The organism is Azonexus sp. R2A61 (genome assembly GCF_021401135.1).
Taxonomy (GTDB): domain Bacteria; phylum Pseudomonadota; class Gammaproteobacteria; order Burkholderiales; family Rhodocyclaceae; genus Azonexus.
Map to the genome: position 1 here is coordinate 195,807 of NZ_JACBFO010000002.1, position 25,862 is coordinate 221,668.

At 66.5% G+C, this 25,862-nt stretch carries 24 protein-coding genes and 2 tRNA genes; 11 read left to right on the forward strand and 15 right to left on the reverse strand.

What is annotated here, in order from left to right; genetic code table 11:
- Positions 1–73: 73 nt before the first annotated feature.
- Positions 74–673 carry a Spy/CpxP family protein refolding chaperone gene (locus tag L0962_RS06070; protein WP_234085451.1) on the forward strand — a complete coding sequence of 200 codons (600 nt, stop codon included), beginning with the start codon at positions 74–76 and terminating at the stop codon, positions 671–673.
- 83 nt (positions 674–756) lie between these two features.
- Here the strand turns inward: L0962_RS06070 and L0962_RS06075 are convergent, their stop codons facing one another.
- The 3 genes from L0962_RS06075 to nfsB all read right to left on the reverse strand — a co-directional run bounded on the left by L0962_RS06075 (position 757) and on the right by nfsB (position 3,450).
- The gene (locus L0962_RS06075) at positions 757–1,809 is read right to left on the reverse strand and encodes a zinc ribbon domain-containing protein (RefSeq protein WP_234085452.1); all 1,053 of its coding nucleotides are present in this window, start codon (positions 1,807–1,809) and stop codon (positions 757–759) included.
- Positions 1,806–2,732, reverse strand: coding sequence for a DUF808 domain-containing protein (locus L0962_RS06080; RefSeq protein WP_234085453.1), 927 nt, complete (start codon positions 2,730–2,732; stop codon positions 1,806–1,808). Before L0962_RS06080 ends, L0962_RS06075 begins: the two co-directional genes overlap by 4 nt.
- Before the next feature lie 61 nt (positions 2,733–2,793).
- Complete coding sequence (gene nfsB / locus L0962_RS06085; RefSeq protein WP_234085454.1) at positions 2,794–3,450, reverse strand: oxygen-insensitive NAD(P)H nitroreductase; 657 nt, start codon at positions 3,448–3,450, stop codon at positions 2,794–2,796.
- Between the two features lie 145 nt (positions 3,451–3,595).
- Between nfsB and parE the strand changes: the two genes are divergently transcribed.
- The 4 genes from parE to L0962_RS06105 all read left to right on the forward strand — a co-directional run bounded on the left by parE (position 3,596) and on the right by L0962_RS06105 (position 8,602).
- Positions 3,596–5,545 carry a DNA topoisomerase IV subunit B gene (parE, locus tag L0962_RS06090; RefSeq protein ID WP_234085455.1) on the forward strand — a complete coding sequence of 650 codons (1,950 nt, stop codon included), beginning with the start codon at positions 3,596–3,598 and terminating at the stop codon, positions 5,543–5,545.
- Positions 5,546–5,547: 2 nt separating this feature from the next.
- The gene (locus L0962_RS06095) at positions 5,548–6,603 is read left to right on the forward strand and encodes a phospholipase A (RefSeq protein ID WP_234085456.1); all 1,056 of its coding nucleotides are present in this window, start codon (positions 5,548–5,550) and stop codon (positions 6,601–6,603) included.
- A 4-nt stretch (positions 6,604–6,607) separates the two neighbouring features.
- Positions 6,608–7,501 carry a patatin-like phospholipase family protein gene (locus L0962_RS06100; RefSeq protein ID WP_234085457.1) on the forward strand — a complete coding sequence of 298 codons (894 nt, stop codon included), beginning with the start codon at positions 6,608–6,610 and terminating at the stop codon, positions 7,499–7,501.
- A gap of 78 nt (positions 7,502–7,579) precedes the next feature.
- Complete coding sequence (locus L0962_RS06105; protein ID WP_234085458.1) at positions 7,580–8,602, forward strand: patatin-like phospholipase family protein; 1,023 nt, start codon at positions 7,580–7,582, stop codon at positions 8,600–8,602.
- A gap of 15 nt (positions 8,603–8,617) precedes the next feature.
- On the opposite strand, the gene dinB is transcribed toward L0962_RS06105, so the two are convergent.
- Entirely contained in the window at positions 8,618–9,760 is a 1,143-nt protein-coding gene (gene dinB, locus L0962_RS06110; protein WP_234085459.1) for a DNA polymerase IV, read from the reverse strand.
- A gap of 161 nt (positions 9,761–9,921) precedes the next feature.
- On the opposite strand from dinB, the gene L0962_RS06115 reads away from it, so the two are divergent.
- Together L0962_RS06115 and L0962_RS06120 are read left to right on the forward strand one after the other, a co-directional pair.
- Positions 9,922–11,838 (forward strand): radical SAM protein, encoded by a 1,917-nt coding sequence (locus L0962_RS06115; protein WP_234085460.1) that lies wholly within the window; start codon positions 9,922–9,924, stop codon positions 11,836–11,838.
- A gap of 1 nt (position 11,839) precedes the next feature.
- Entirely contained in the window at positions 11,840–12,202 is a 363-nt protein-coding gene (locus tag L0962_RS06120) for a hypothetical protein (protein ID WP_234085461.1), read from the forward strand.
- A gap of 57 nt (positions 12,203–12,259) precedes the next feature.
- On the opposite strand, the gene L0962_RS06125 is transcribed toward L0962_RS06120, so the two are convergent.
- Positions 12,260–12,640: a DUF3597 domain-containing protein gene (locus L0962_RS06125; RefSeq protein ID WP_234085462.1), complete on the reverse strand. Its 381-nt coding sequence runs from the start codon at positions 12,638–12,640 to the stop codon at positions 12,260–12,262.
- Positions 12,641–12,736: 96 nt separating this feature from the next.
- Here L0962_RS06125 and L0962_RS06130 point away from each other — a divergent pair, with 96 nt between their 5' ends.
- The 3 genes from L0962_RS06130 (at position 12,737) to parC (ending at position 16,828) form a co-directional block, all read left to right on the forward strand.
- The gene (locus tag L0962_RS06130) at positions 12,737–13,111 is read left to right on the forward strand and encodes a cupin domain-containing protein (RefSeq protein ID WP_234085463.1); all 375 of its coding nucleotides are present in this window, start codon (positions 12,737–12,739) and stop codon (positions 13,109–13,111) included.
- Positions 13,112–13,185: 74 nt separating this feature from the next.
- Positions 13,186–14,223 carry a nitronate monooxygenase family protein gene (locus L0962_RS06135; RefSeq protein ID WP_234085464.1) on the forward strand — a complete coding sequence of 346 codons (1,038 nt, stop codon included), beginning with the start codon at positions 13,186–13,188 and terminating at the stop codon, positions 14,221–14,223.
- A 136-nt stretch (positions 14,224–14,359) separates the two neighbouring features.
- Positions 14,360–16,828, forward strand: a complete 2,469-nt coding sequence (parC, locus tag L0962_RS06140) for a DNA topoisomerase IV subunit A (protein ID WP_234085465.1) — start codon at positions 14,360–14,362, stop codon at positions 16,826–16,828.
- 81 nt (positions 16,829–16,909) lie between these two features.
- Here parC and L0962_RS06145 read toward each other — a convergent pair whose 3' ends face one another.
- The 4 genes from L0962_RS06145 to L0962_RS06160 form a co-directional block, all read right to left on the reverse strand.
- A complete protein-coding gene (locus L0962_RS06145; protein ID WP_234085466.1) occupies positions 16,910–18,538 on the reverse strand; it encodes a methyl-accepting chemotaxis protein in 1,629 nt (542 codons plus the stop codon).
- A 142-nt stretch (positions 18,539–18,680) separates the two neighbouring features.
- A complete protein-coding gene (locus L0962_RS06150; RefSeq protein ID WP_234085467.1) occupies positions 18,681–19,811 on the reverse strand; it encodes an AI-2E family transporter in 1,131 nt (376 codons plus the stop codon).
- Positions 19,808–20,266 carry a cyclic nucleotide-binding domain-containing protein gene (locus L0962_RS06155; RefSeq protein ID WP_234085468.1) on the reverse strand — a complete coding sequence of 153 codons (459 nt, stop codon included), beginning with the start codon at positions 20,264–20,266 and terminating at the stop codon, positions 19,808–19,810. Before L0962_RS06155 ends, L0962_RS06150 begins: the two co-directional genes overlap by 4 nt.
- Positions 20,267–20,372: 106 nt before the next feature.
- Positions 20,373–20,924: a phasin family protein gene (locus L0962_RS06160; RefSeq protein ID WP_234085469.1), complete on the reverse strand. Its 552-nt coding sequence runs from the start codon at positions 20,922–20,924 to the stop codon at positions 20,373–20,375.
- 185 nt (positions 20,925–21,109) lie between these two features.
- On the opposite strand from L0962_RS06160, the gene L0962_RS06165 reads away from it, so the two are divergent.
- Positions 21,110–21,466 carry a NifB/NifX family molybdenum-iron cluster-binding protein gene (locus L0962_RS06165; RefSeq protein ID WP_234085470.1) on the forward strand — a complete coding sequence of 119 codons (357 nt, stop codon included), beginning with the start codon at positions 21,110–21,112 and terminating at the stop codon, positions 21,464–21,466.
- A gap of 69 nt (positions 21,467–21,535) precedes the next feature.
- Here the strand turns inward: L0962_RS06165 and L0962_RS06170 are convergent.
- The 6 genes from L0962_RS06170 to L0962_RS06195 form a co-directional block, all read right to left on the reverse strand.
- Positions 21,536–21,612, reverse strand: a tRNA-Arg gene (locus tag L0962_RS06170).
- A 53-nt stretch (positions 21,613–21,665) separates the two neighbouring features.
- Positions 21,666–21,742, reverse strand: a tRNA-Arg gene (locus L0962_RS06175).
- A gap of 72 nt (positions 21,743–21,814) precedes the next feature.
- Positions 21,815–22,174: a BON domain-containing protein gene (locus tag L0962_RS06180; RefSeq protein WP_234085471.1), complete on the reverse strand. Its 360-nt coding sequence runs from the start codon at positions 22,172–22,174 to the stop codon at positions 21,815–21,817.
- A 135-nt stretch (positions 22,175–22,309) separates the two neighbouring features.
- Positions 22,310–23,701, reverse strand: a complete 1,392-nt coding sequence (locus tag L0962_RS06185; RefSeq protein WP_234085472.1) for a sigma 54-interacting transcriptional regulator — start codon at positions 23,699–23,701, stop codon at positions 22,310–22,312.
- Positions 23,698–24,267, reverse strand: a complete 570-nt coding sequence (locus L0962_RS06190) for a hypothetical protein (RefSeq protein ID WP_234085473.1) — start codon at positions 24,265–24,267, stop codon at positions 23,698–23,700. The genes L0962_RS06185 and L0962_RS06190 overlap by 4 nt, the downstream gene beginning before the upstream one ends.
- The gene (locus tag L0962_RS06195) at positions 24,257–25,705 is read right to left on the reverse strand and encodes a HAMP domain-containing sensor histidine kinase (protein ID WP_234085475.1); all 1,449 of its coding nucleotides are present in this window, start codon (positions 25,703–25,705) and stop codon (positions 24,257–24,259) included. The genes L0962_RS06190 and L0962_RS06195 overlap by 11 nt, the downstream gene beginning before the upstream one ends.
- Positions 25,706–25,862 lie beyond the last annotated feature (157 nt).

A 25,862-nucleotide genomic window follows, 5' to 3' on the forward strand; every position in this document is an offset into this window, starting at 1 on the left:
TTACCAATGCTTAACGGCGCTTAACCGCGAGCCGCCGGAAAATCCCGGCTTTCCCTCACGTCAGGATTGCCCGATGAAACGATCGATTACCCCACTGTTACTGGCCACCTTGGTGACCGCCTGCGCCCCGATGGGCGGCCGCGGGCCGGAACCGGACAAGCAGGGCGGACCGCGCGGCGGTAACGAGGAACGGGGCGGCGGCGCCACGATGGTGGTAAGCGACCTGCAGGAAAGGCTGCGCCAGGCCGCCGAGGCGCTGAAACTGACGCCACCCCAGGCGCCGCTATGGGACGCCTACCAGGAACGGATCAGTGCGCTGATGGCCGACCAGATGAAACTCGAACCCTACCGCGCCAAACAGGGCGCGATGCAGGCCATCGCTCAGAAAGTCGATACCGTGCGTAACCGACTGACGGCGATGGAAGACATCCAGGACGCCGCCGGCAAGCTGTACGCGGCACTCGACGACAAGCAGAAGCAGACGGCCGACCAGTTGCTGCCGCAAACCGTGCCAGCGCTCTATTCCGGCCTGAGTGGCGGCGCTAGCGCTGCCGGCGGCGAACGCTCCGGCGGACGCAACGACCGTCAGGGCGGCCCCGGCGGTGGCGGCATGGGTGGCCCCGGCGGCGGCATGGGTGGCGGAGGAATGGGCGGCGGCTTCGGGCGTTTCTGAAACCCGTTCGCCCTCGCCCAGCGCCTTCGTCCTGCGGTCGACCGGGGTTTTTAGCGAAAAACCGCCGTCGACCGCAGCCCCGGTCAATCCTTCGCGTGCTGTCCGGCCAGCGCACCGCAGGCATGACAGAAACGGGCGAAGGCGCTCTTGCGCTCGTTGCAGGCGGAGCAATGGTCGAACAGGCAGATACCGCAATGCGGGCAGTAGTCGATCGCCGGATCGCTCAGGTCGACGGCCCGTTCGCAGCCCGGGCAGACCTTCTTGCCGAGCCGCGCCAGCGCGGTGTCGTAGGAAAGTTCCTTGCGCCGTTCGACATCGGGCAGCGCCTCGGCCTGTTTCTGCTTTTCCAGGTAGCGGTTGAGCGCGATGATTGCATAGCGCCCGACCAGCACGGTGACGACGATGCCGACCACGGAACGGATCCAGCCGCCATAGCTCGGCAGGTAGGGCACCAGTTCGAAGAAGAAGGCGAACAACGCGAAGTAGATGAATCCCCAGACGAACGGCCACCAGGTGCTCTTGCGCTTCCTGGCGAACAACCAACCGGCGACGGCGAGCAACGGCAGGGTCAGCGCCAGGCGATAGCCGAAGACGCGCAATTCCTGATCGCGCTGGGCATCCCACAGGCGCTCGCGCGCCTCGTCCTCGAATTCGGCCAGGCGCTGCCGGCTGTGCGCGACGCCCTGCTCGATGTCGAGCAGCGCCTGCTGCTGCGCCTGGACATCGGCCAGGGCGGCGCGCTCGGCGGCTTTCAGCTTGTCCAGCGCGGCGCTGCGGGCGATCAGCTCGGCATCCTGCTCGGGGCGCTGCGTGGCGTGGCGCGTGGCCAGCCAGTTGTCGAAGGTCTCGCCGGCGGTCGCCGCGTCGGAACGCGCGCTGTCCAGCTTCAGCTGAGCCTGCTCGTGGGCTTCCCGGGCCTTGGCGGCGCTGCCTTCGGCAACGCGGATTTCGCTGCGCAGCGCGTCGACCGCCGGCCGGTCAGCGATGAAATCGTCGAGCGCCAGATCGCGCTCGACATGCGGCAGGTTGGCGACGACGTCGCTGCCCAGACCGATCAGGAAACTGGCAAAAGCCACCGCCACCAGCCACAAACCGAAGCGATACCAGCGCTCCGACAACCGTAATGCCTTGCTCATGCCGTTTCTCCCTTGGCCTTCTTGTGATTGAACAGCTTGCCGCCGAGCGTGACCACGCCCAGCACCAGCGCGCCGGCGACGACGCCGAGCAGCCCGTTGAGCAGCATCGAGACCAGCCAGCCGAGGCTGCCGACGGCTTCGGCCGCCTGCGCGATGGCGTGATGCACCGGCCCGATGCCATGCGCCACGATGCCGCCGCCGACCAGGAACATCGCCGCCGTGCCGACCACGGTCAGCAGCTTCATCAGCTTCGGCGCGGTCAGCAGCAAACCGCGGCCGACCGCCCGCGCCAGCGCCACCGGCTTGCCGAGCAGCCAGCTACCGAGATCGTCGAGCTTGACGATGGCGGCGACCAGCCCATAGACGCCGACCGTCATCAACAGGCCGATGCCAGCCAGCACCGCGGCCTGCGTGGCCAGCGGCTGTTCGGCGACGGTGCCCAGCGCGATGACGATGATTTCCGCCGACAGCACGAAATCGGTACGGATCGCCCCCTTGATCTTGTCCGCCTCGAAAGCACGCAGATCGACCGACTCGTCGGCCAGCGCCGCCTGTTCGGCGGCGTGCTCGAGCTCGCCCGCCCCGCCGTGCAGCCACTTGTGCGCCAGCTTCTCGACGCCCTCGAAGCACAGGAACAGGCCGCCGACCATCAGCAGCGGCAGGATCGCCCACGGCGCCAGCGCACTGATCGCCAGCGCCGCCGGCACCAGGATCACCTTGTTGCGCAACGAACCGAGGGCCACCGCCCAGACCACCGGCAATTCGCGCTCGGCGCGCACGCCGGAGACCTGCTGAGCGTTCAGCGCCAGATCGTCGCCCAGCACGCCGGCGGTCTTCTTGGCCGCCACCTTGGTCATCAGCGCGACATCGTCGAGCACCGCGGCAATGTCGTCGAGCAGCACGAGCAGACTGGCTCCGGCCATGAGGCATCCTTACGTCATCAAAAGGGCGCATTCTAGCGGCTGCGCCCGGCTGCCGGGAAAATCAGATCGTCGACAGCACCAGTGGCTCAGCCAACCGCGACTTCGGCAGCTTGGCGTTGAAGTCATCCGCCCCGCTGTAACCGAGCGCGACCAGCACCACGGCGCGCAAGCCCTGGTCGGCCAGGCCGAGGGCGTTGTCGATGGCGACGCGGTCGATGCCTTCCATCGGGCAGGCGTCGATACCGAGGGCGGCGGCGCCGAGCAGCAGGCTGCCGAGGGCGATGTATACCTGCTGGTTGATCCAGGCGTCGAGGTCATTCAGTTGCTCGCGGTGCAGGTTGACGTAGAAGCCGCGCGCGTTGCCCTGGGTCGCTCGGGCTTCCGGCGTCGCAAAACGGCCGTCGGCGTCTTCCTGGGCAAGCACCGCCGCCAGGTGGCTATCGTCGAGATCGCGGCGGGCACACAGCACGACGACGTGCGACGCCTTGCCGACCTTCGCCGCGTTGTAGGCGTACGGCCCTTGCAGCGTGTCGGCGAGGCGCGCCTTGCCGGCGTCGGTTTCGGCAAAGATGAAGTGCCAGGGCTGGCTGTTGACCGAAGACGGCGCAAAACGCAGCAGCGTCTTCAATTGTTCGATCTGTGCGGCGTCGACCCGGCGGGTCGGATCGAAGGCTTTGGCGGTGCGGCGGGTGGTGGCGATCTTGGCGAGGTCGGTCATGCGGTTTCTCCTGAAAATTCGGGCCCGGACGGGCGTGGTCTGGGGCAGCAAAATTCTGCCGAAGTTCGCGCCGGACGGGGCGCGCGGTAGAATTGCCCGGTTTTAGCGTATTTCTGCGGTCGACCGCAAGATTCCCCGAAAAAAGATGACCGATTACTCCGCCGCCTCGATCCGTGTTTTAAAAGACCTTGAACCCGTCAAGGAACGTCCCGGCATGTACACCCGGACGACCTGCCCGACGCACATCGTCCAGGAAGTCATCGACAACGCCGCCGACGAGGCGCTGGCCGGCTTCGCCAAAAAGATTTCGGTGGCCATCCGCGCCGACGGCGTCATCGAGGTGGCCGACAACGGCCGCGGCATTCCGGTGGAAATCCACCCGGAAGAAGGCAAGCCGGCGGTCGAGCTGGTCTTCTGCAAGCTGCACGCCGGCGGCAAGTTCAACAAGAAGGAATCGGGCAACGCCTACCGCTTCTCCGGCGGCCTGCACGGCGTCGGTGTGTCGGTGACCAATGCGCTGTCGACGCGGCTGGAGGTCGAGATCAAGCGCGGCGGCGGCATCCACAAAATCGCCTTCGGCGACGGCTTCGTCGTCGAACCGCTGGCGCGCATCGGCGATGTCGGCCCGCGCACCACCGGCACCGCCGTGCGCATTTCGCCCGACCCGAAGTATTTCGATTCGCCCAAGGTCAATCTCGGCCAGTTGGAACATCTGCTGCGCTCGAAGGCGGTGCTGATGCCCAATGTCACCGTCGAACTGGAGATCGAAGGCCAGGAGAAGAAGGTCTGGTGCTACCAGAACGGCATGGCCGACTACCTGACCGAAATGATGGTCGGTACACCGGTGGCGCCGATCTTCGTCGGCGAGAAATACGTCGAAGTCGAGAACGGTTTTGCCGTCGGCGAAGGCGCCACCTGGGCGCTGGCCTGGTTCGAGGAAGGCGGCGGCAAGCCGGAAAGCTACGTCAACCTGATCCCGACGCTCGACGGCGGCACCCACGAAGCCGGCCTGAAGAACGGCGTGTTCGAGGCGGTCAAAGCCTTCGCCGAGCACCACGCGATCCTGCCGGCCAAGGTCAAGCTGGCGCAGGAAGACGTCTGCGGCCGCATGACCTACCTGCTCTCGGCCAAGGTCCTCGACCCGCAGTTCCAGGGCCAGACCAAGGAAAAACTGACTTCGCGCGACGCCTACAAGCTGGTCTCGCAAATGGTGCGCGACCCGTTCGAACTGTGGCTGAACAACCACGCCGACTTCGGCAAGAAGATCGCCGAACTGGCGGTCAAGGCGGCGCAGAACCGGATGAAGTCGACGCAGAAGGTGGAGAAGAAGAAATCCTCCGGCATCGCCACCCTGCCCGGCAAGCTGACCGACTGCGAGTCCGACGACATCGCGCGCAACGAGATCTTCCTGGTCGAGGGCGATTCCGCCGGCGGCTCGGCCAAGCAGGGCCGCGACAAGGAAACCCAGGCGGTGCTGCCGCTACGCGGCAAGGTGCTGAACACCTGGGAAGTCGAGCGCGACCAGCTGTTCAAGAACAACGAAGTGCACGACATCTCGGTGGCGGTCGGGGTCGACCCGCACGGCATCGAGAAAATCGACGAGGTCGACCTGTCCGGCCTGCGCTACGGCCGCATCATCGTGATGTCGGATGCCGACGTCGACGGCTCGCACATCCAGGTGCTGCTGTTCACGCTCTTCCTCAAGCACTTCCCGGCGCTGGTCGAAAAGGGCCACATCCACGTCGCCCAACCGCCGCTGTTCCGCGTCGATGTCGAAGCCAAGGGGCAGACGCGCAAAATCTACTGCCTCGACGAAGCCGAGAAGGAACAGACGCTGCACAAGCTGCGCGAGGAAGGCGTCAACGAAAACCGGATTTCCGTCTCCCGCTTCAAGGGCCTCGGCGAAATGAACCCGGACCAGCTCTGGGAAACCACGCTGTGTCCGGACACCCGCCGGCTGGTGCCGTTCCAGGCCGAACGCGACACCATCCGGGAAATGCACCGCACCTTCACGCTGCTGATGGGCAAGGGCGAAGCATCCGGTCGCCGCGCCTGGATGGAGAAGGACGGCGGCCTGGTCGAGACCGACGTGTGAACATGATCCGGCGCCCGCTGCTCGCTGCGTTGACGCTGCTCTTGGCGGCCGTTGCGCCGCCGGCTGTCGCGGACGCCGGCTCGCTCGAAGACTGCCGCGGCATCGCCGACAACGGCGCCCGCCTGGCCTGTTACGACGCGCTGAACCCGTCGGCGGTACGGGCGGCAATCCCGACCACGCCCTTCTCCGCACCGCCGCCGGACGATACCTCGCCCACGGCGACCCTGCGCAGCAGCAGCGCCTTGCCGACGCTGCTCGGCCATGCCTGGGAACTCGACGACGACGAACGCGGGCACATCCTGCGCATCCGTCCGTACAAGCCGGTTTACGTGCTGCCGCTGTTCCACACCACCCGCGCCAACCACGCGCCGACCTCGCCGGCTGCCGGCCACAGTGCCGACCGTACCGAGCTGAACGACAGCGAAGCCAAGCTGCAGATCAGCCTGAAAACCAAGCTCTACGAAGACCTTTTCGGCAGCAACGGCGATCTCTGGTTCGGCTTCACACAGACCTCGCGCTGGCAGGTGTATAACCCCGGCGATTCGCGGCCATTCCGCGAAACCAACTACGAACCGGAAGCCATGCTGGTCTGGCGCAGCGACCTGCCGGTAATCGGCGACTGGCGCTGGCGCTACACGGCGCTCGGCATCAACCACCAGTCGAATGGCCGCTCGCTGCCGCTGTCGCGCAGCTGGAACCGGGTCGTCGCCTCGTTTGCCTTCGAGAAACAGGACTGGACGCTGACCCTGCGCCCGTGGTGGCGCATTCCCGAAAAGGCCGAGCGCGACGACAACCCGGACATCGCCGATTACCTCGGTCGCGGCGACCTGCAGATCGTCCGCCGCTGGGGGCAGCACCAGTTGTCGCTGCTGCTGCGCCACAGCCTGCGCGTCGGCAACGACAGCCACGGCGCGGTGCAGATGGACTACGCCTTTCCGATCGCCGGCGAACTGCGCGGTCACCTGCAATGGTTCTCCGGTTACGGCGAAAGCATGATCGACTACAACCACCGCGCCAACTATTTCGGTGTCGGCGTCTCGCTGATTGAATGGTATTGAACCGATGAATTCCGTTTTTCCCCGCCGCCGGCTGTTGACCGCAGCCGTCGCCCTGCTGGCCAGCGGCTGCGTCAGCCTGTCGCCCAGCCCGGCCCGCGCCCCCGATACGCCGCCCGTCGCCGTCCCTGCCGCCCGACCGAAGATCGGCCTGGCGCTCGGCGGCGGCGCGGCACGCGGCTTCGCCCACATCGGCGCGATCAAGATGCTCGAAGCGCACGGCATCGTGCCCGATTTCGTCGTCGGCACCTCGGCCGGCGCCGTGGTCGGTGCCCTTTATGCCGGCGGCCACGACGCCTTCGCGATGCAGAAGATCGCCCAGCAACTCGACGAAAAACTGTTCGCCGACTGGACGCTGCGCGGCCCCGGCCTGCTCAAGGGCGAAGCGCTGGCCGATTTCGTCAACCTGCACCTGAAGGGGCGGCCGCTGGAGAAGCTGGACAAGCCGTTCGCCGCCGTCGCCACCGACCTCAACAGCGGCGAGCGCATCGTCTTCCGCAGCGGTGACAGCGGCCTGGCCGTGCGCGCCTCGGCCGCCGTGCCGGGCATCTTCCAGCCGGCGCGCATCCGCGGCCACAGTTACGTCGACGGCGGGCTGACCAGCCCGGTGCCGGTGCAGGCGGCACGCGAGATGGGTGCCGACATCGTCATCGCGATCGACATCTCGGCCCGCCCGGAAGGCCAGCCGACCGACAGCATGACGGCGATCCTGTGGCAGACGACAACGATCATGGGCGGCATCATCGGCCGCTACGAACTGGCCGGTGCCGACGTGCTGATCCGGCCGAAGCTGCCCTACGTCAAATCCTGGGATTTCGCCGCCCGCAACGACGCCATGCTCGAAGGCGAGCGCGCTGCCCTGGCCGCGCTGCCGGCGATCAAGCAGAAAATCGCCCGCTGAGCCCGTCGACCGCAGCAGGCTTGCGTCGGTGCACGAAGCCGCTATGATGGGCCCATCGACATGCTGCGGCGCACAAAAATGAGCCAGACCACCCTGATCAACCTCGCGCTGCAAGGCGGCGGCGCCCACGGCGCCTTCACCTGGGGCGTCCTCGACGCCCTGCTCGAGGACGGCCGTTTCGCATTCGAAGGCGTCAGCGGCACCAGCGCCGGCGCGATGAACGCCGTCTGCCTGGCGCACGGCCTGATGCAGGGCGGCAACCAGGGCGCCCGCGACACGCTGCGCGCCTTCTGGACCGCCCTCGCCGACCTGGCGCCGATGCCCACCGCGGCACAGCCCGGCAGCAGCTTTTCGCCGATGAAGCTGATGCTGCAGTGGACCAACTACCTGACGCCCGAGCAGATCAATCCCTTCGACCTCAATCCGCTGCGCGACATCGTCGAAGCCCGCTTCGACTTCGCCCGGCTGCGCCGCGACTGCCCGGTCAAGCTGTTCATCGCCACCACCCATGCCAATTCCGGCAAGCTGCGCATGTTCGGCAACGACGAACTGTCGGCCGACGTGCTGCTCGCCTCGGCCTGCCTGCCGACCCTGCACCGGACCATCCACATCGACGGCGAGCCCTACTGGGACGGCGGCTACAGCGCCAACCCGGCGGTCTTCCCGCTGTTCTACGACTGCCGTTCGCCGGACATCCTGCTCGTCCTGCTGACGCCGCTGCGCTACAACGAAACCCCGGAAACCGCCGAAGACATCCGCACCCGGCTGCGCGAACTGGCCTTCAACTCGACCTTCCTGCGCGAGATGCGGATGTTCGCCCACCTGCACGACCACATCGCCTCGCCCAACCTGCCCGACTGGGTGCTCGACAAGCTGCCGATCGCCCGCTTCGAACGGCGCATGGCGGCACTGCGCTTCCACGCCATCAGCGCCGAACAGGTGCTCGGCGAAATGCCGTCGGACAGCAAGTTGACCGTCAACCACGAATTCTTCGACATGCTGTTCGCCGTCGGCCGCGCCCATGCCCGGCGCTGGCTGGCCGAACACGGCGACTCGGTCGGCCAGCGGCCGACGCTGGATCTCGGCCAGCTGTTTTACTGAACGGCCGCCGCCGCGTCAGAACAGCTCGGCCTGCACCGGTCCCTCGTCGGTCAGTTCATCGACCGGCACCAGCCCGCCGGCCCGCACGCCGAGCAGGCGGATGCGCCGGTCCAGTTCGATCCGCTTCAGACACTGGCCGGCCGCCCGGCGGATCGCCTGCGCGTCGGTCACCGGCGCCGGCAGCGTGACGTCGCGGGTGACGCTGCGGAAATCGGAAAAACGCAGTTTGAGGCCGATCGTCCGCGTCGCGAAGCCCTTGCGCCGCAGGTCGTCGGCGACCCGCTCGCACAGCCCGGTGAACAGTTCGGACAGCTCCGGCCGGTCGCGCACCGCATCGAGGTCGCGCTCGAAGGTCGTTTCGCGGCTGATCGATTTCGGATCGCGCTCGGTGACGATCGGCCGTTCGTCGATGCCGTGCGCGGCGCGGTTCAGCCAGTGGCCGGTGGTCGCGCCGAAACGGCGGACCAGTTCGTCGACCGGCGCCGCCGCCAATTGGCCGACTGTTTCGATGCCCATGCGCTGCAAACGCTCGCCGGCCTTCGGACCGATGCCGTTGATCTTGCGCACGGCCAGCGGCCAGAGGCGTGCCGGCACGTCGTCCATGCCGAGAATGGTGGTGCCGTCCGGCTTGTCGAGATCGGAGGCGATCTTCGACAACAGCTTGTTCGGCGTGATACCGATCGAACAGCTCAGGCCGGTCGCCTCGTGCACTGCCTGCTTGATGCGCCGGGCCAGCGTCGCGCTGTCGTCCGGCAGGGCGCTGAGATCGATGTAGATTTCGTCGATGCCGCGATCCTCGATGCACGGCGCGATGCCGGCCACCGCCGCCTTGAAGCGCCGCGAATAATCGCGGTAGGCATCGAAATTGGCCGGCAGCAGGATGGCATCCGGTGCCAGTTGCGCCGACTTCATCAGCCCCATGCCGGAAAACACGCCAAGCGCGCGCGCCTCGTAGGTCGACGTGGTAATCACCCCGCGCCCGACATAATCGCGCAGGCGCGCAAACTGCAGGCTGCCGTCCGGCTGCGGACGCGGCCGGTCCACGCGCCGGCCGCCGACCACCACCGCCTGCCCGCGCAGCATCGGGTAGTGCAGCAGTTCGACCGAGGCGAAGAAGGCATCCATGTCGAGGTGGGCGATGCGGCGAACACTGTTCATATCAACAGTATAACTCAGCACAATTTATCCACGAAATCTGTGGATAAGTCTGTGAACGGCCTCTGGGCCGTTGTTCCAGCTTTCTGATCCGACAGGTTTTTTAACTCTCTGCCCAAAGTTTACGCGCCGCCCGATACGGCTTCCCCGGTAAACTGGCGACCATGAGCAAGTCCGATTTCCCCGCTGCCTCCCGCCTCCTGTCGCTCATCCCGCCGATGACGCAGCTCAACGTCCCCTACCCGGCCAGCGCCTACCTGACCGGTTTCCTGCGTTCGCGCGGCTTCCACGCCGCGCAGGCCGATCTGGCGCTGGGACTGGTGCTCGACCTGCTGTCGCTGGCCGGGCTGGATGAACTGCGCAAGGCCGCCGAAGCGCTGCCGGGAAAGAAGCGGCCAGCGCCGGTGCGCCATTTCCTCAACGAGTTCGCCCGTTACCGCGCCACCGTCGGCCCGGCCATCGCCTTCCTGCAGGGCCGCGATCCGTCGCTCGCCTTCCGCATCGTCGGCCGCGCCTTTCTGCCCGAGGGGCCGCGCTTCTCGGCGCTCGACCACTACGTCGACGACGGCAGCGGCGATCCGCTGGCCTGGGCCTTCGGCCAGCTTGGTGTGCAGGACCGGGCGCGGCATCTGGCGACGCTCTTCCTCAACGACCTGGCCGACGTGATCCGCGAAGCCGCCGATTCGCGCTTCGAGTTCGTCCGCTACGCCGAATCGCTGGCCCAGAGCCAGCCCAGCTTCGTGCCGCTGGCCCAGGCGCTGGCCGCGCCGCCGACCTTGGTCGATGCAAGGCTGGAAAAACTGGCTTTGGCTGCGGTCGACCGCGAGAATCCGGACATTTTGCTGCTTTCCGTGCCCTTCCCCGGCTCGGTCTATGCCGCCTTCCGCATCGCCCAGGCGGTGAAGGCGAAACATCCGCAGATCGTCATCGTCCTCGGCGGCGGCTGGGTCAATACCGAACTGCGCGAACTGGCCGAGCCGCGCGTCTTCGACTACGTCGATTACGTCACGCTGGACGACGGCGAGGCGCCGCTGCTGGCGCTGATCGAGCACCTCGCCGGGCAACGGCCGCGCCTCAACCTGCTGCGCACCTTCACCCGTGTCGACGGCGCCGTGCGCTGGTTTTCCAGCGGCGAACCGGACGTACCGTTCGAGGACGTCGGCACGCCAACCTGGGACGGTCTGCCGCTCGACCGCTACCTGTCGCTGCTCGACATGCTCAATCCGATGCACCGGCTGTGGTCGGACGCGCGCTGGAACAAACTCACCGTCGCCCACGGCTGCTACTGGAAGAAGTGCAGCTTCTGCGACGTCAGCCTCGACTACATCTCGCGCTTCGAAAGCGCCAACGCCAGCACGCTGGTCGACCGCATCGAACGCATCATCGACGAAACCGGCCAGACCGGCTTCCACTTCGTCGACGAAGCCGCCCCGCCGAAGGCGCTGCGCGCGCTGGCCGAGGAACTGCAGCGGCGCAATCTGGCGATCTCCTGGTGGGGCAACGTGCGCTTCGAGAAGTCGTTTACGCCCGAACTCTGCCTGCAGCTCGCCGACAGCGGCTGCATCGCCATTTCCGGCGGCCTGGAAGTCGCTTCCGACCGCCTGCTGGCGCTGATGAAGAAAGGCGTCTCGGTCGACCAGGTGGCGCGCGTCACCCGCGCCTTCACGGACGCCGGCATTCTGGTACACGCCTACCTGATGTACGGCTTCCCGACGCAGACCGTGCAGGACACGGTCGATGCGCTGGAATACGTGCGCCAGCTGTTCGCCGAGGGCTGCATCCAGTCCGGCTTCTTCCACCGCTTCGCGTGCACCGTGCATTCGCCGGTCGGCAGAAATCCGGCGGAATACGGCATCACGCTGCGGCCGGAACCGTTCAGGGGCTTCGCCAGGAACGACGTCGCCTTCGTCGATCCGACCGGCACCGATCACGCCAGCCTCGGCCGCGCGCTGAACAAGGCGCTCTACAACTACATGCACGGCATCTGCCTCGACGACGACGTGCGCCGCTGGTTCGACGAGCGCGTGCCGAAACCGCGCGTCAAGCGCGATTTCATCGGCCGCGCGCTGGCGAGCGCCTGACATGCGTTTCCGCGACGACACCCCGCCGACACCGCGCGGCTTTTCGGTGGCGCTGATCTTCGCGCTGGCCGCGCATCAGCTACATGCCTTCTACGAACACGGCCAGTGGCCGAGCGAAGCGGCGATGGCCAGTCTTGCGGTCGACTGGCTGAATCGCCAGAAAACCGTGCTGCCGCTCGCCGAGCGCCGCCGGCTGGCCGGCCTCGGCGACACGCTGGCCCGCCAGATCGCCGACGGCCTGTCGCGCGAGGCCGGCCTGTACGCGGCACACGAGATGATGGAAGCGCTGGATCCGAACTATCAATCCGAATTCGCCCAGTCGCTGATGAAGGAATGCGAGCGGCTGTTCGACGCAGCCGCATAACAAAACGGCCCGCCGAAGCGGGCCGTTCAACCGGCTGAAACGACGCCGGACGGAGACTTACAGCAGGTCGGCCGGAATGTTGCCGCCGTTGTCAGCCAGCTTCTGCAGCACGGTCTTGTGCAGCCACATGTTCATCTGCGCCGAATCGCCCATCTTGTCGGCCGGGCAGCCGAGCTCGCCGGCCAGTTCCTTGCGGGCGGCGAGGCTGCTGTCGAGGCCGAGCAGCTTCATCAGGTCGACAATGGAGACCTTCCAGTTCAGCTTTTCCGGGTGGGCCTTGGCCAGCGTTTCCAGTTGGCCGAGTACGTCGACCACGCTGATCGCCACCGGCGCCGGGGCGGCAGCCGGCGCGGCAGCGGCCGGGGCGGCGGGCGCGGCTTCTGCCGCCTGAGCTTCGCCGAAGCCGAGCTTGGCCAGGATGGTGCTGAAAATTCCCATGGTTTTCTCCTTGAAAGCGGTATTTCTGCAAGCCCGCCGGAATTCGACGGACAACGGGATGGTAAGACGCCCTCGATGAAAACATTGTGAATAAATATGAAGCCGCTTTACAAAGTCCGCCGTTTCGCCAACCATCGGCCGATCATGCCGACCAATCTTTTTGCCGATCTGCCGCGGTCGACCGCCACCGCCGAGACATTTCTCGAACTCCTGCAACGCCCCGGCCTGCGTATCGAGCGCATCGTGTCGGCCGGCCAGTGCAGTCCGCCGGATTTCTGGTACGACCAGCCGGAAGGCGAATGGGTGCTGGTGCTGCAGGGCGAAGCCGGCCTGCGTTTTGCCGACGAGGCGGCACCCCGCACGCTGCGTGCCGGCGACTTCGTCGACATCGCGCCGCACCGCCGGCACCGCGTGGACTGGACCGCTGCCGACGGCCCGACCGTCTGGCTGGCAATCTTTTACGCCGCCTGAGTTTTTTGCCCGACGCTGCGGTCGACCGCGGAAATCGGCCAAAATACGCCTTTGCCAGCTTCAGGAAACCTCGCATGAGCCTCGTTGCCCGACTCGCCCTTTCCCTGCCGATCATCCAGGCGCCGATGGCCGGCGTGCAGGACGCCGCGCTGGCCATCGCCGTAGGCTCGGCCGGTGGACTCGGCTCGCTGCCGGCGGCGATGCTGACACCGGCAGCGCTGAGCGAACAACTGGAACGGCTGGCGCAGGCCGGGCGTCCCTGTAACGTCAATTTCTTCGCCCATACGCCGCCGCTGCCCGATGCCGGGCGCGAGGCCGCCTGGCGCGCCAGGCTGGCGCCCTGCTACGGCGAATTCGGCATCGATCCGGCGAGCATTCCCGGCGGCCCCGGCCGCCAGCCCTTCGATGCGCAGGCGGCCGCGCTGGTCGAGCGCTTCCGGCCGGCCGTCGTCAGCTTTCATTTCGGTCTGCCGGACGAGGCGCTGCTCGCCCGCGTCCGGGCCACCGGCGCGCTGATCCTGTCGTCGGCAACGACCGTGGACGAAGCCCGCTGGCTGGCCGCCCGCGGCGTCGACGCGGTAATCGCCCAGGGGCTGGAAGCCGGCGGCCATCGCGGCATGTTCCTCGACGACGACGTGACGACGCAGGTCGGCACTTTCGCCCTGCTACCGCAGATCGTCGCCGCCGTCGATTGCCCGGTCATCGCCGCCGGCGGCATCGTCACGCCGGAAGGCGTGCGTGCGGCACTGGCGCTCGGCGCCGATGCCGTCCAGGCCGGCACCGTCTACCTGTGCAGCGACGAAGCCGCGACGACGCCGCTGCACCGCGCCGCACTGGCCAGCGACGCCGCCCGCCACACCGCGCTGACCAACCTGTTCTCCGGCCGCCCGGCGCGCGGCATCGTCAACCGCTTCATGCGCGAATTCGGCCCGCTGAACGAAAACGCCCCGGCCTTCCCGCTCGCCACCGCCGCCGTCGCGCCCCTGCGTGCCGCTGCCGAAGCGCAAGGCCGCAGCGACTTCACGCCGTTGTGGTGCGGCCAGAACCCCCACTGTCCGGCCCGGCCGGCCGCCGCCATCACCCGCTGGCTAGCCGGCGTGGAAAGCGCCTGATGCGGTCGCCGCCCGCCGGCCGCCTTTTTTCCCCGGAACCCGGTCGACCGCAAGCCGCACGCGGGCCAGCCGGACATGAAGCCGGCCGCCGCTCCGTGATACATTCGCCCCCGATCAAAATTCCACGCAGCACAGCATGAACGACCAATTCGACCTGTTCGCCGGCAAACCGGCCCAAGACGACGACGCCCAGCCGGCCACCGCAACGCCCGATACCGGCAGCGCCCGGCAAGGCGCGCCCGAGGCCCCGACGGAATTGCCGGCCGGCACCGCCGAACTGCCCACCACAGGTTCGCCAGCCACCGCCCCGGAGAGCGACGCCGGTACGACCGACGACGCCGACCTGCCGCCGCTGCCGCCCGCCGCGCTGGGCCCGGCCGACGACATTCCGCCGCCGGCCGACTACGCCGCCCGCCGCTACCTCGAATACGCGATGAGCGTGGTCACCGGCCGCGCCCTGCCGGCCAACGCCGACGGCCAGAAGCCGGTGCAGCGGCGCATCCTCTACGCGATGCACCGGATGGGCCTGTACAAGAGCCCGAAGCACGTCAAGTCGGCGCGCGTCGTCGGCGACGTGATCGGTAAATACCACCCGCACGGCGATTCGTCGGTCTATGACGCCATGGTGCGCATGGCCCAGGACTGGAGCTTGCGCTACCCGGTGGTCGACGGCCAGGGCAACTTCGGCTCGCGCGACGGCGACAACGCCGCCGCCATGCGCTACACCGAGGCCCGGCTGACGCCGATCGCCGAACTGCTGCTCGGCGAACTCGACGAAGGCACGGTCGACTGGAAACCGAACTACGACGGGGTCAACGACGAACCCTGCGTACTGCCGGCGCGCCTGCCCTTCTGTCTGTTGAACGGCGCCTCCGGCATCGCCGTCGGCATGGCCACCGAAATTCCGGCGCACAACCTGCGCGAAGTCGCGGCGGCGGCGGTCGCCCTGATCCGCGACCCGGACTTCCCCGAGGACGAACTGCTCAAGCTGGTGCCCGGCCCCGATTACCCGGGCGGCGCCCAGATCATCTCGAGCCCCGAGGAAATCGCTGCCACCTACAAGAGCGGCCGCGGCAGCCTGCGCGTGCGCGCCAAGTGGAAGATCGAGAACCTGGCGCGCGGCCAGTGGCGCCTGGCGATCACCGAACTGCCGCCGGGCGTTTCGACCGCCACGGTAATGTCCGAGATCGAGGCCTGCTCGAACCCGGTGGCCAAGGAAAAGGCCGGCAAGAAGGTGTTCACGCCGGAACAACTCAACCTCAAGGCGGCCTTCCTGTCGGCGATTTCCGAATCCGGCGTGCGCGACGAATCGGGCAAGGAGCACGCCGTGCGCCTGGTCATCGAACCGGCCAGCTCGCGGCAGACGCCGGACGACCTGCTGCGCCTGCTGCTCGCCCACACCAGCCTGGAAACCAACGCCTCGATCAACCTGACGCTGCTCGGCCTGACCGGCTCGCCGCGCCAGGGCACGCTCTACGACATGATCGCCGAATGGTGCCGCTTCCGGCTAATCACCGTCGAACGGCGCACCCGCCACCGGCTGGCCGCCGCCGAAAAGCGCATCCACATCCTCGAAGGTCGGCAGGCAATCCTGCTCGACATCGACCGGGTGATCAAGGTGATCCGCGAATCGGACGACCCCAAGGCCGACCTGATCGCCGCCTTCAAGCTCAGCGAAATCCAGGCCGAGGACATCCTGGAAATCCGTCTGCGCCAGCTGGCCCGCCTCGAAGGCATCAAGATCGGCGAGGAACTGGCGAAACTGCGCGAGGAAGCCGCCGGCCTGAACAAGCTGCTCGACTCCGAAACCGCCCTGCGCGCCTGCGTCGCCGCCGAGATCGAGGCCGACGCCAAGAAATACGGCGACGACCGCCGGACGCTGATCGAAGCCGCCGAACGGGTCACCCTGTCCGACGCCAAGAACGTGTCGATTCCCGACGAGCCGACCACGCTGATCGTCTCCAAGCACGGCTGGCTGCGTTCGCGCACCGGCCACAACGTCGATCCGACGCAGCTCAGCTTCCGCTCCGGCGACAGCCTGCTCGCCTGCCTGCCCTGTCGCACGGTCAACCACCTGATCCTGCTGGATACCCGCGGGCGCGCCTATTCGATCCCGGCGGCCGACCTGCCGGGCGGCAAGGGCGACGGCGTGCCGGCGACCTCGCTGGTCGACTTCCAGGACGGCGGCAAACTGGCGCTGGCGCTCGCCGTCTCGGCCGACAAGCTTTACCTGGTCGCCGGTGAAGGCGGCTACGGTTTCCGCGTCAAGGGCGAGGATTTCATCTCGCGCGGCAAGGCCGGCAAGGCCTTCCTGACGCTCGACGCCGGCGAGGCGCCGGCGATCTTCCAGCCGGCTCCGGCCGATGGCGAAGTGGCAGTCTTCACCAGGGACGGTCGCGCCCTGGTCTTCCCGCTCGACGAAATCCGCCTGCTCGGCAAGGGCCGTGGCCTCAAGCTGATCGACGCGGCCCCCGGCAAAACCGCGCTGGAAGCGCTCGAAGCCGTCGTCGACGGTGTCGCCGGCAAGCTCAAGGGCGAACGTCTGGAAAGCTGCCGCGGCAATCGCGGCGGCAAGGGAAAACCGGTCAAGGCGCCGCGCAAATAAGGCGGCTGCGGTCGACGGCGTTTTTGGCACAAAAACCCGGTCGACCGCAACAACGGGACGGCAGCGAGCCGTCCTCGCCGATCAGATCTTGAAGCGCTCGACCACCGCCTGCATGCGGTGTGCGGTCTGATCCAGACTGACCGCCGCCTGCGAGGTTTCGTGCGCGATGGCGCTGGCTTCTTCGGATTGCGTGGCGATCTGCTCGATCTTCACCGCCACATCGGTCGACGCGGCCGACTGCTCGCGCAGGCCATTATCGACTTCGCGGACGACGCTCGCCACTTCCTGCGCCATTTCACGCAGACGGACGATGGCCTCGCCGGCCTGCTGGGCCAGATCGACGCTGCTGTCGGCCAGTTCGACCCCCTCGGCAATGCCGGTCACCACCTGACCGGTCGATTGCTGGATGGCGCCGACCATGTCGCGAATCTCGCCGGTCGACACCGCCGTCCTTTCGGCCAGCTTGCGCACCTCGTCGGCGACCACGGCAAAACCGCGCCCGGTCTCGCCGGCGCGCGCCGCTTCGATGGCGGCATTCAGCGCCAGCAGGTTGGTCTGGTCGGCGATGTCGCGGATCACCGCAACGATGCCGGAAATCTTCTCCGACTCCTGCTTGAGTGCCTGAATCTGACCCGCCGCATTGCGCACCACGCCGGCGACCTGATTGATCTGGCCGATCAGCGCATCGATCGCCGCATTGCCCTGGACCGCCTGTTCGTCCGAGGCATTGGCCAGACGCGAAGCCTCGCTGGTATTTTCCGAGACGTGGTTGATCGACACCGTCAGTTCCTCGACATTGGCCGCAATGGCCGACGCGGCGCTGCTCTGCACCGTTGCCGACTGGTCGATCAATTGCACGGCATGACTCAAGGACTTCGAGGCATCGAGAATCTGGCCGGCACCTTGCAGGGTTTCGCCCATCGCCGTACGCAACGACTGCTGCATTTCGCCGACCGCCGCGACCAGGCGGCCGATCTCGTCGGCACTCGGCGGCGGCAATTCGCCGCGCAGGTCGCCGGCCGCGATGCGCCGCGTGGCGACAACGGCGGCATCCAGTTGCCCGCCCATACGACGGGCAATCACGTAGGAAACCAGCAAGGCCAGGACAACACCGGCCAACAACGCCGAAATGCCGCTGACCAGGCCGGCCTGCTGCTCTTCGCGCGCCTGCTTCACCTCCTCGTCGGCACCGGCGCTGTTGAGTTTCGCCAGTTCATCGGTACGGTCGCGCAAGGCATCGGCCAGCGGCCCCCATTCGGTACGCCGCAGGTGCTGCGCCGCCTCGTCGTTGCCGCCGAGCGACAGTGCAACGGCCTTTTCAACGATGGCGCGGTAAGCATCCGCCGCCTTCGTCGCCTCCTGATAAAGCGCACGTTCCCGATCGCTGCTGATCAGCTTCTCGTAATTGCGGAAAGCATCGCCCAACGCCCCTTCGAGCTGCTTCAGGCTCTTGGCATGCTTGGCCTTCTCCTCGGCACTGCCGGGCAACATGTATTCAAGACTGCGCACCCGATAACGCAAACGCAGCTGACTGATCTCGGCCACCGCCTGGATCGAGGGCAACCAGTTGCCGGCAATCTGCTCGGTACGCTCGCCGACGGCGCGGATTTCCAGGACGCAGTAGATCAGCGCGATGATCAGCACGCCGCCGCTGGCGACGAAGTTGATCAGCAGCTTGTAACGCAGCGATAGATTGTCGAACCAGCTCATGCAAAGCACCTCTTGTCGGTCATGAAACGCGTTATCGAAGGAATCCCGGGCAACACCGATCCCCGCCGGCTAGATTACACGATCCGGCATAAAAGTCCGCCATGCGGTCGATTTCGGGAATTACGCGAAGGCCCGGCGGCCTTCAGTCCAGCGTCAGGTCGCGCCACACCCGCCGCTGCTCGAGCGCCCGGGCATGCGCATGACGGGCGCGTAGCCGCGGATCGGTAAGCAGCAGGCCGGCCGTCTCGCCGATCACCATGATCACGCCCAGTACCGGCAACACCAGCATCAACCCGGGCACACCGGCCACCGCACCGCCAACGAAGATCATCAGCACGGTCAGCAAGGGGTGCATGTTCAAGCTCTTGCCAACCGTCAGCGGCATGAACACGAAATCGTCGAGCAGGCGAACGGCCACGAACAGCCCGATGGCGGCGTAGGCGACGCCGGGCTGGCCGGGAAAATCGGTGGCGGCCACCAGCACCACCAGGACGCAACCGAGCACCGAGCCGACGAAAGGCACCCAGGCCAGCACCGCCGCCAGCAGGCCGAGCAGCAACGCCCCGTCGATACCGATGATCCACAGGCCGACCGCCAGACAAAGCGTGTCGAGCACGGTCAACTGCAGCAAACCGACGAAATATTGCCGGGCCGTGCGGTCGACCGCATCGAGCACGTACAAACTGCGTTCGAAATAGGCATTCGGCACCGCACGCAGCAACAAGCGCCGGAAGCGCCAGCCGTCGCGCAGCATGAAGAAAGCCAGAAACGGCGCCAGCAACAGGGTCGGCGACCATGCGGCGACGCCAAGCGCGATCCCCGGCAGGTAGTTGGCGGCGAAATGCTCGAAGAAGCTGCCGAGTTGCACTTCCAGCATCTGTCGTGCGCTGCCGTCGGCCAGAAAGGTAAAACGCCCTTCCAGATCGCTCAAGGCATCGGCCAGCAGGCGCAGGCCGCCGCCTACGTAGCGCAACGCCGTGCCATGCAGATTGACCAGATCGCCCAGCAAACGGGGAAAACCGAAGGTCGCCAGCAAGGCAAAGGCAGCGAAGGCCAGCCCGCTGACCCAGGTCGCCGCGGCATCGTGCGACACCCCGCGCAGCACCAGGCGGAGTTTGAGCGGCGCCAGCAGGTAGTGGATGATTAGCGCCAGCACAAAAGGCACGACCAGCCACAGGATTTTCTGGAAAAAGAAGAGGACCAGGCAGGTCGCCGCAATATTGCCCAGCCAGACCAGTGGACCGGGCCGATAGCGCGAACCGTGCAGCGTCATGCCGAGTCACCGAGCATCGCCCGCAGGCGGCGTCCCAGATGGCGGGCCAATTGCAGGGAGATGCTCGAAGCGATGCGCGCGTGCGAGGCCATCAAGCGCTCGAAATCGGTCCGCGGCAGGACCACCAGCGTGCTCGGTTCGACCGCCCTGACCTGCGCCGAACGCGGCACATCGTCGAGCAGCCCCATCTCGCCGAAAAAAGCGCCCGGCCCCAGTTCGGCCAGCGCTGTCGCCTGGCTATCGGCATGGACGGCAACCCGGCCGGCAACGATGACATAGAGTGCCTGCCCCTCTTCGCCGGCATCGAACACCACCTCGCCGGCCAGAAAACGCCGTTCGTGGGCAAACGCCTCGACCACGCGCAATTCCCGCTCGCCCAGCCCGCCGAACAATTCGCTGCCGGCCAGACGTTGGCCATCGCGCCGATGCTTCTCTTCCCGCAATCGCAATCTCATGATCCGCCCCTGGAAATCCCCGCGGCATTCTAGCGCAGCAGCGTAGCCACCAAAGAAAAACCGGGGCACCAGGCCCCGGTTTCAACAAGCAGCAGCGACAGCTGGATCAGGCGGCCTTCTTGGCGGCTTTCGGCGCAGCGACGTTGGTGGCCTTCAGCGTGGCTTGCGTGGCGGCGGCAACGCTGGCTTCGGCAACTTCGGCAGCCTGCTTGGCAACCTTGTTCAGGCCTTCGTAAGCTTCGTTGGCCGACTTGATCGCGGTCTTGACGGCGGCAACGGCAACTTCCGAACCGGCCGGGGCGCTGGCCAGGGCCTTTTCGACCAGGCTGGAGACCTTGGCATTGGTGTCGGCGACGTGCGTCTCGACTTCCTTGGCGATCTTTTCCTTGGCTTCGGTGGCGATGGCGATCACGTTACGCGAGTACTCGACACCCTTTTCCAGCGACGGCGTGGCAACGACCTTCTGCAGTTCGACCAGGGAATGCACATCCTTGATGCCGGACAGCGCTTCGACATAGGACAGGTAGGCTTCGAAAGCCGAACGGGCGGCGGCCAGGTTCAACAGGGCCAGACGCTCGAGACCGTCGAAAGCGGTGTTGGCGAAAAACAGCGAGAAGTTGGCGCCGGATTTGGCGAAGTCTTCGATCTTGATGGTCATGACGATGCTCCAGTAGGTTGAAAAACGATCAGCGACTTTTGTGCGCTGCAACATGACCGCATTCTAAACATCGAAAAGCGGGTGTCAAGTGAATTTTGTGCGTTGCACAAATTACAACCTCCCCACTCGGCACAATGATTGCATCAGCCCCTCCCGACACCGATTTCACCCCGGGAGACCAGATCATGAACCCGCCTGCCAGGCCCCTGCGCATCGCCGTCGCCACCAAGGATCAACGCCAGATCGACCTGCATTTCGGCCATGCCGACGATTTCGCCATTTATGCGGTCGACGGCGGAAAACCGACATTTCTCGAACGACGGATCGTCGAACATTATTGCCAGGGCGGTTACGGCGACGAAGACAAGCGCGAGATCATCCTGCGCGCACTGAGCGACTGTTCGGCGCTGTTCGCCGCGCGCATCGGCGACGGTCCGAAAAAGCGTCTTGCCGACGCCGGCATCGAAGCGGTGGATGGCTATCCGTACGGCGCCGTCGAAGAATCTTTGAGCGCCTGGCTCAGTGCTCGCGATGCGAGTTGAAACAACCGCGGCACCAATGAAAACCGGGCACTCCCGCGAGGAAGTGCCCGGCATGAATTCGTGAGGCTTTGGCGCGCCCGGAGCGATTCGAACGCCCGACCCTCTGGTTCGTAGCCAGATACTCTATCCAACTGAGCTACGGGCGCGCTGCCTGTTTCACGAGCAATCCGACCGAAAACGGTCGAAGTGCAGGTCTGAGTGGCGCGCCCGGAGCGATTCGAACGCCCGACCCTCTGGTTCGTAGCCAGATACTCTATCCAACTGAGCTACGGGCGCGCTGTCAGAGCCGCGCATTATACGGACAAGCGCGCGGATTGCAAGTCTTTCCGGGAAAACGGGACGATGCGGTCACGACGCGTCGCTCCCCCAGGCACGCGGATCGATTTCCAGATGATTGCGCACTTCCCCGACTCCCGGCACCGCGGCGGCCCGGCCCAGGGCACGGTGCAGGGTACGTTCGTCGGGCACCGAGCCACGCAGCAGCACAACCGGCCCGTCAAGCGCCACGACGAAATGCGAACCGGCCAACGCCGCATCGTGGTGCAAGGCTTCTTCGATGCGTTCGACCAGTTGATCGGTACGGTGCGCCAGCACGGCATCGGTCAGGTCCAGCGCGCGGACCTGGCCGCTCAGCGCAGAGCCCAGCCCCAGGCCGGCCAGGGTCGCCAGCGCGAACAGCAGGAAGCGTTTGAAATGTCGTTCGATCATCGTCGCCCTCTCCTTTCTTCATCGATCCGGCAAAGCCATGCGAAGTTCATGCCAGGATGATTTTTCCCCGCGTTACCAGGCATTTGCACAAATCCCCCGCCGCCGACAGCCGCAGAATGTCGTCGGCCGGCGACGTCAGAACGCGGCATTGCCGCCCTCCCCGTTCGCGCGGAACATCGCCGGGCTCAAGTCGTATTTCTGCAGCAGTCGATAGAACTCGGTTCGGTTGCGCTCGGCGATCCGTGCGGCATCGGCGACGTTGCCGTCGGTCATTTTCAGCAGCTGGACGAGGTAATTGCGTTCGAAGCGCTGCTTGGCCTCGGCATAACTCAAGGCCTCGACGGCCGGGGCACGCAGTGCGCGCTGAACCAGCGCCAGCGGAATCAGCGGTGTCGAGGTCAGCGCGCAGCACTGCTCGACGACGTTGTACAACTGCCGCACGTTGCCCGGCCAGGCCGCCGTGGCCAGCGCTTCCAGCGCCTCCGGGGCAAAACCGCTGACCGTCTTGCCGTACTTGCCGGCAATCAGGCCGATGAAGCGGGCGGCGAGCAGCGGCACGTCCTCGCGCCGCTCTTCCAGCCGCGGCAAGGTCAGCGAAACGACGTCGAGGCGGTAATACAGGTCTTCGCGGAATTCGCCGCTCGCCATCGCCGCATCGAGATCGCGGTGCGTCGCCGACAGCAGGCGAACATCGACCGGCTCGGCCTGCGTCGCACCGACCGGGCGCACGACGCGCTCCTGCAACACGCGCAACAGCTTGACCTGGAGTGCCAGCGGCATGTCGCCGATTTCGTCGAGGAACAGCGTGCCGCCGTTGGCAGCCTGGAACAGGCCGACACGCGTCGTCGACGCCCCGGTGAAGGCGCCGCGGACGTGGCCGAACAGTTCGGACTCCAGCAGTTGCTCGGGAATCGCCCCGCAGTTGATCGCCACGAACGGCCCCTCGGCACGCGGACTGGCCCGATGAATGGCGCGCGCCATGACTTCCTTGCCGGTCCCGCTTTCGCCGCGGATCAGAACGCTGGCGTCGGACATCGCCACCATGCGCGCTTCGGCCATCAGCTCGGCCATCCGGGTGCTGCGGTAAACCACGCCTTCCTGCCATTTCTCAACCGCCGGCGCCTGATTCTCCGAAGCGGTGGCGGAGAGCGCCAGTGCCTGATCGATCTTCTCGAGCAGCGTCTGGCTGTCGAAGGGTTTGGTCAGATAGCCAAAAACCCCGCGCGACGTGGCGTCGACCGCATCCGGGATGGTGCCGTGGGCAGTCAGCAGGATGACCGGCAGGGTCGGCCGGGTGCGCCGCAGCTCCTCGAACAGCGCCAGGCCATCGCGTCCCGGCAGGCGAATGTCGCTGACCACGACGCGCGGCGGATCGACGGCGATCTGGGCCAGGGCTTCTTCGGCGGAATGCGCCGGCGTCACGCGAAAACCGCGCGCCTGCAAGCGCAAGGTGAGCAGGCGGAGGATGTCCTCATCGTCATCGACGATCTGGATGTGGGCGCCCAGGCCATCGTTGCGGCGGTTCATCGGGCACCTCCGGCCGGACGCTGGCGAGTTCCCAGGCTACGTTCGATGTCAGCCAGCCGCTGCAGCTTTTCCTGAAGCTCCTGCACCCTGCGTTGGCTCTCCTTCAGTTGAACGGCCTGGCGCTCCAGCGCCTCGTCCTGCCTGGCCCGCTCCGCCGATTGCTGGGCAAGCAGGCCGGCCAGCCGCTGACGCTCGGCCAGTTGGTCGGCGAGCAAGCGGACCAACGGCTGCAGATCGGCGGCCCCCACCCGCTTCGCCCCGGCCAGGTCGTCGAGCAGTTCGCGGGCACGCTTCGGCTCCGGCACCGGATTGCGCGGATGCGAAAGCAGCATCGCCAACCGCAACTGCGTTTCCGGTTCGCCGGACCGCTGCTGCAGCGCGGCTTTCCGGGCCACCCACTCGTCGCCGTTCAGGCCGCCCAGGCGCCCGTACCATTCGATCAGCCCGGCGGTGCCCGGATCGACCGGTTCGCTGCTGTTCGGCACGCTCGCACAAGCGGCAAGCAGGCCAAGGGAAGACAGGATCAGACACCGGCGCAACGCGCCGGCAAAACGCTCAGTTCTCATCAGGCAATTCCACTCGAAAATGTGCGCCGACGGCACTCGGCAACAATCGAACGCTGCCCCCCAGGGCCCGCGTCAATTCGCGCACGATGGACAGGCCGACGCCGCTGCCCTGGCGCCTGACCGGGGCGGCCCGGCTGCCCTGGACAAAGGGCTCGAAAATCCGCTCGACATCGCTGTCGGCCACGCCTGGCCCCTGGTCGATGCAGTCGATACGCCAGCGCCCTTCCGAACGCTGGACGCGCAGCGCCACCTGGCCGCCGCCGGGGCTGAAATCGATGGCATTGGACAGCAGGTTGTCGAGGATCACCGACAGCTTTTCCGCATCGAGCACCGCGTCGCCGTCCGGCACCGTCAGATCGACCGTCACGCCACGCGCCTGACATTGCAGTTCGCGACGCACGACAGCATCCGAAAACAGGCGGCGCAGCGACACCCGTTGCGGATTCAGCTGGCGCGCCTCGCTGGCCACGGCATTCAGGCGCAACAGGCTTTCGATCTGCAACTGCAGGGCAGCGACGTTGTGCGTCAGGATATCGACAATCTCGCGCTGACCGGCCAGCAAGGGCCCCGGGACTTCTTCCGAAATCAGCGCAATGCCTTCCTTGAGCGCGGTCAGCGGCGTCTTCAGTTCATGCGAAACGTGCCGCAAAGCCCGTTCGCGATCGGTTTCCAGCTCGGATAGATGGGCACGCAACCACTCCAGGCGGCGCCCGAGGCGTTGCAGGTCGTCCGGGCCATCGACCCGGATCTGGCCGGAAAAACGTCCGCGGCCGAGTTCGGCGATGGCGCGGTCGAGCTGGCGCACGGGCCGCACCAGCCACCAGCCCATGGCAACGGCAACCGCCAGCGCCGCGGCGAGCGTCAAGGCCATCTGCCCCCCCAGTTGCAGGCGGCGTTGATCAAGTTCGGCCAGCAGGCGGGCGTTGCCCTGATCGATCCATTGCCGGCTGCCACGGGCGATACGCTCGTTCAGCTCGCCCAGCCGGGCGATCAGGGCCTGCAGTTCGTTCTGACTGGCGCCTTGCGTGACGCCCTTTTCCAGCGCCACCGCAACGCGTCGCCAGGCATCGAGCAGCGGCGACAGCGGACGCACCTGATGCGCCTCGATCTCGCTCACCAGATGACGCACCGCTGCCAGATGCTCGGCGAAGCGCAGGCGAAACTCCGGGGTATCGAGGACCAGCGACTGGCGGGCGCTGCGTTCCAGATCGACGGTGCGCTCGGCCAGCGCCTGGACCTCGCCGGTCAACGCCAGCGCCAGTTCGCTGTTGCTGCGGCTCTGGCCGACCAGGCGCTCAAGCAGGACCCAGCTTTGCACGGCAACGCTGCCGAGCAGCAGCACCAGCAACGCGAAGCCGATCACCATGCCCTGGCGAAAGGAAATACGCAGCCAGCCCCCGGCTCGGGAATCTGCTGCGGTCGACGTAGGAAAACCCATAAAAATCAGTGCAATAACAACGTCGTCGGGGAATGGCGACATTGTAGTCCCGAGCCTGGCCCGGAATTCAGTGCGCTGGAAAAAAACCTGTCGCCATCGCCCGACAGCGCGCCGGAAAACACCTGAGCTCTCCAGGCCAATATTTTGTTTACAAACA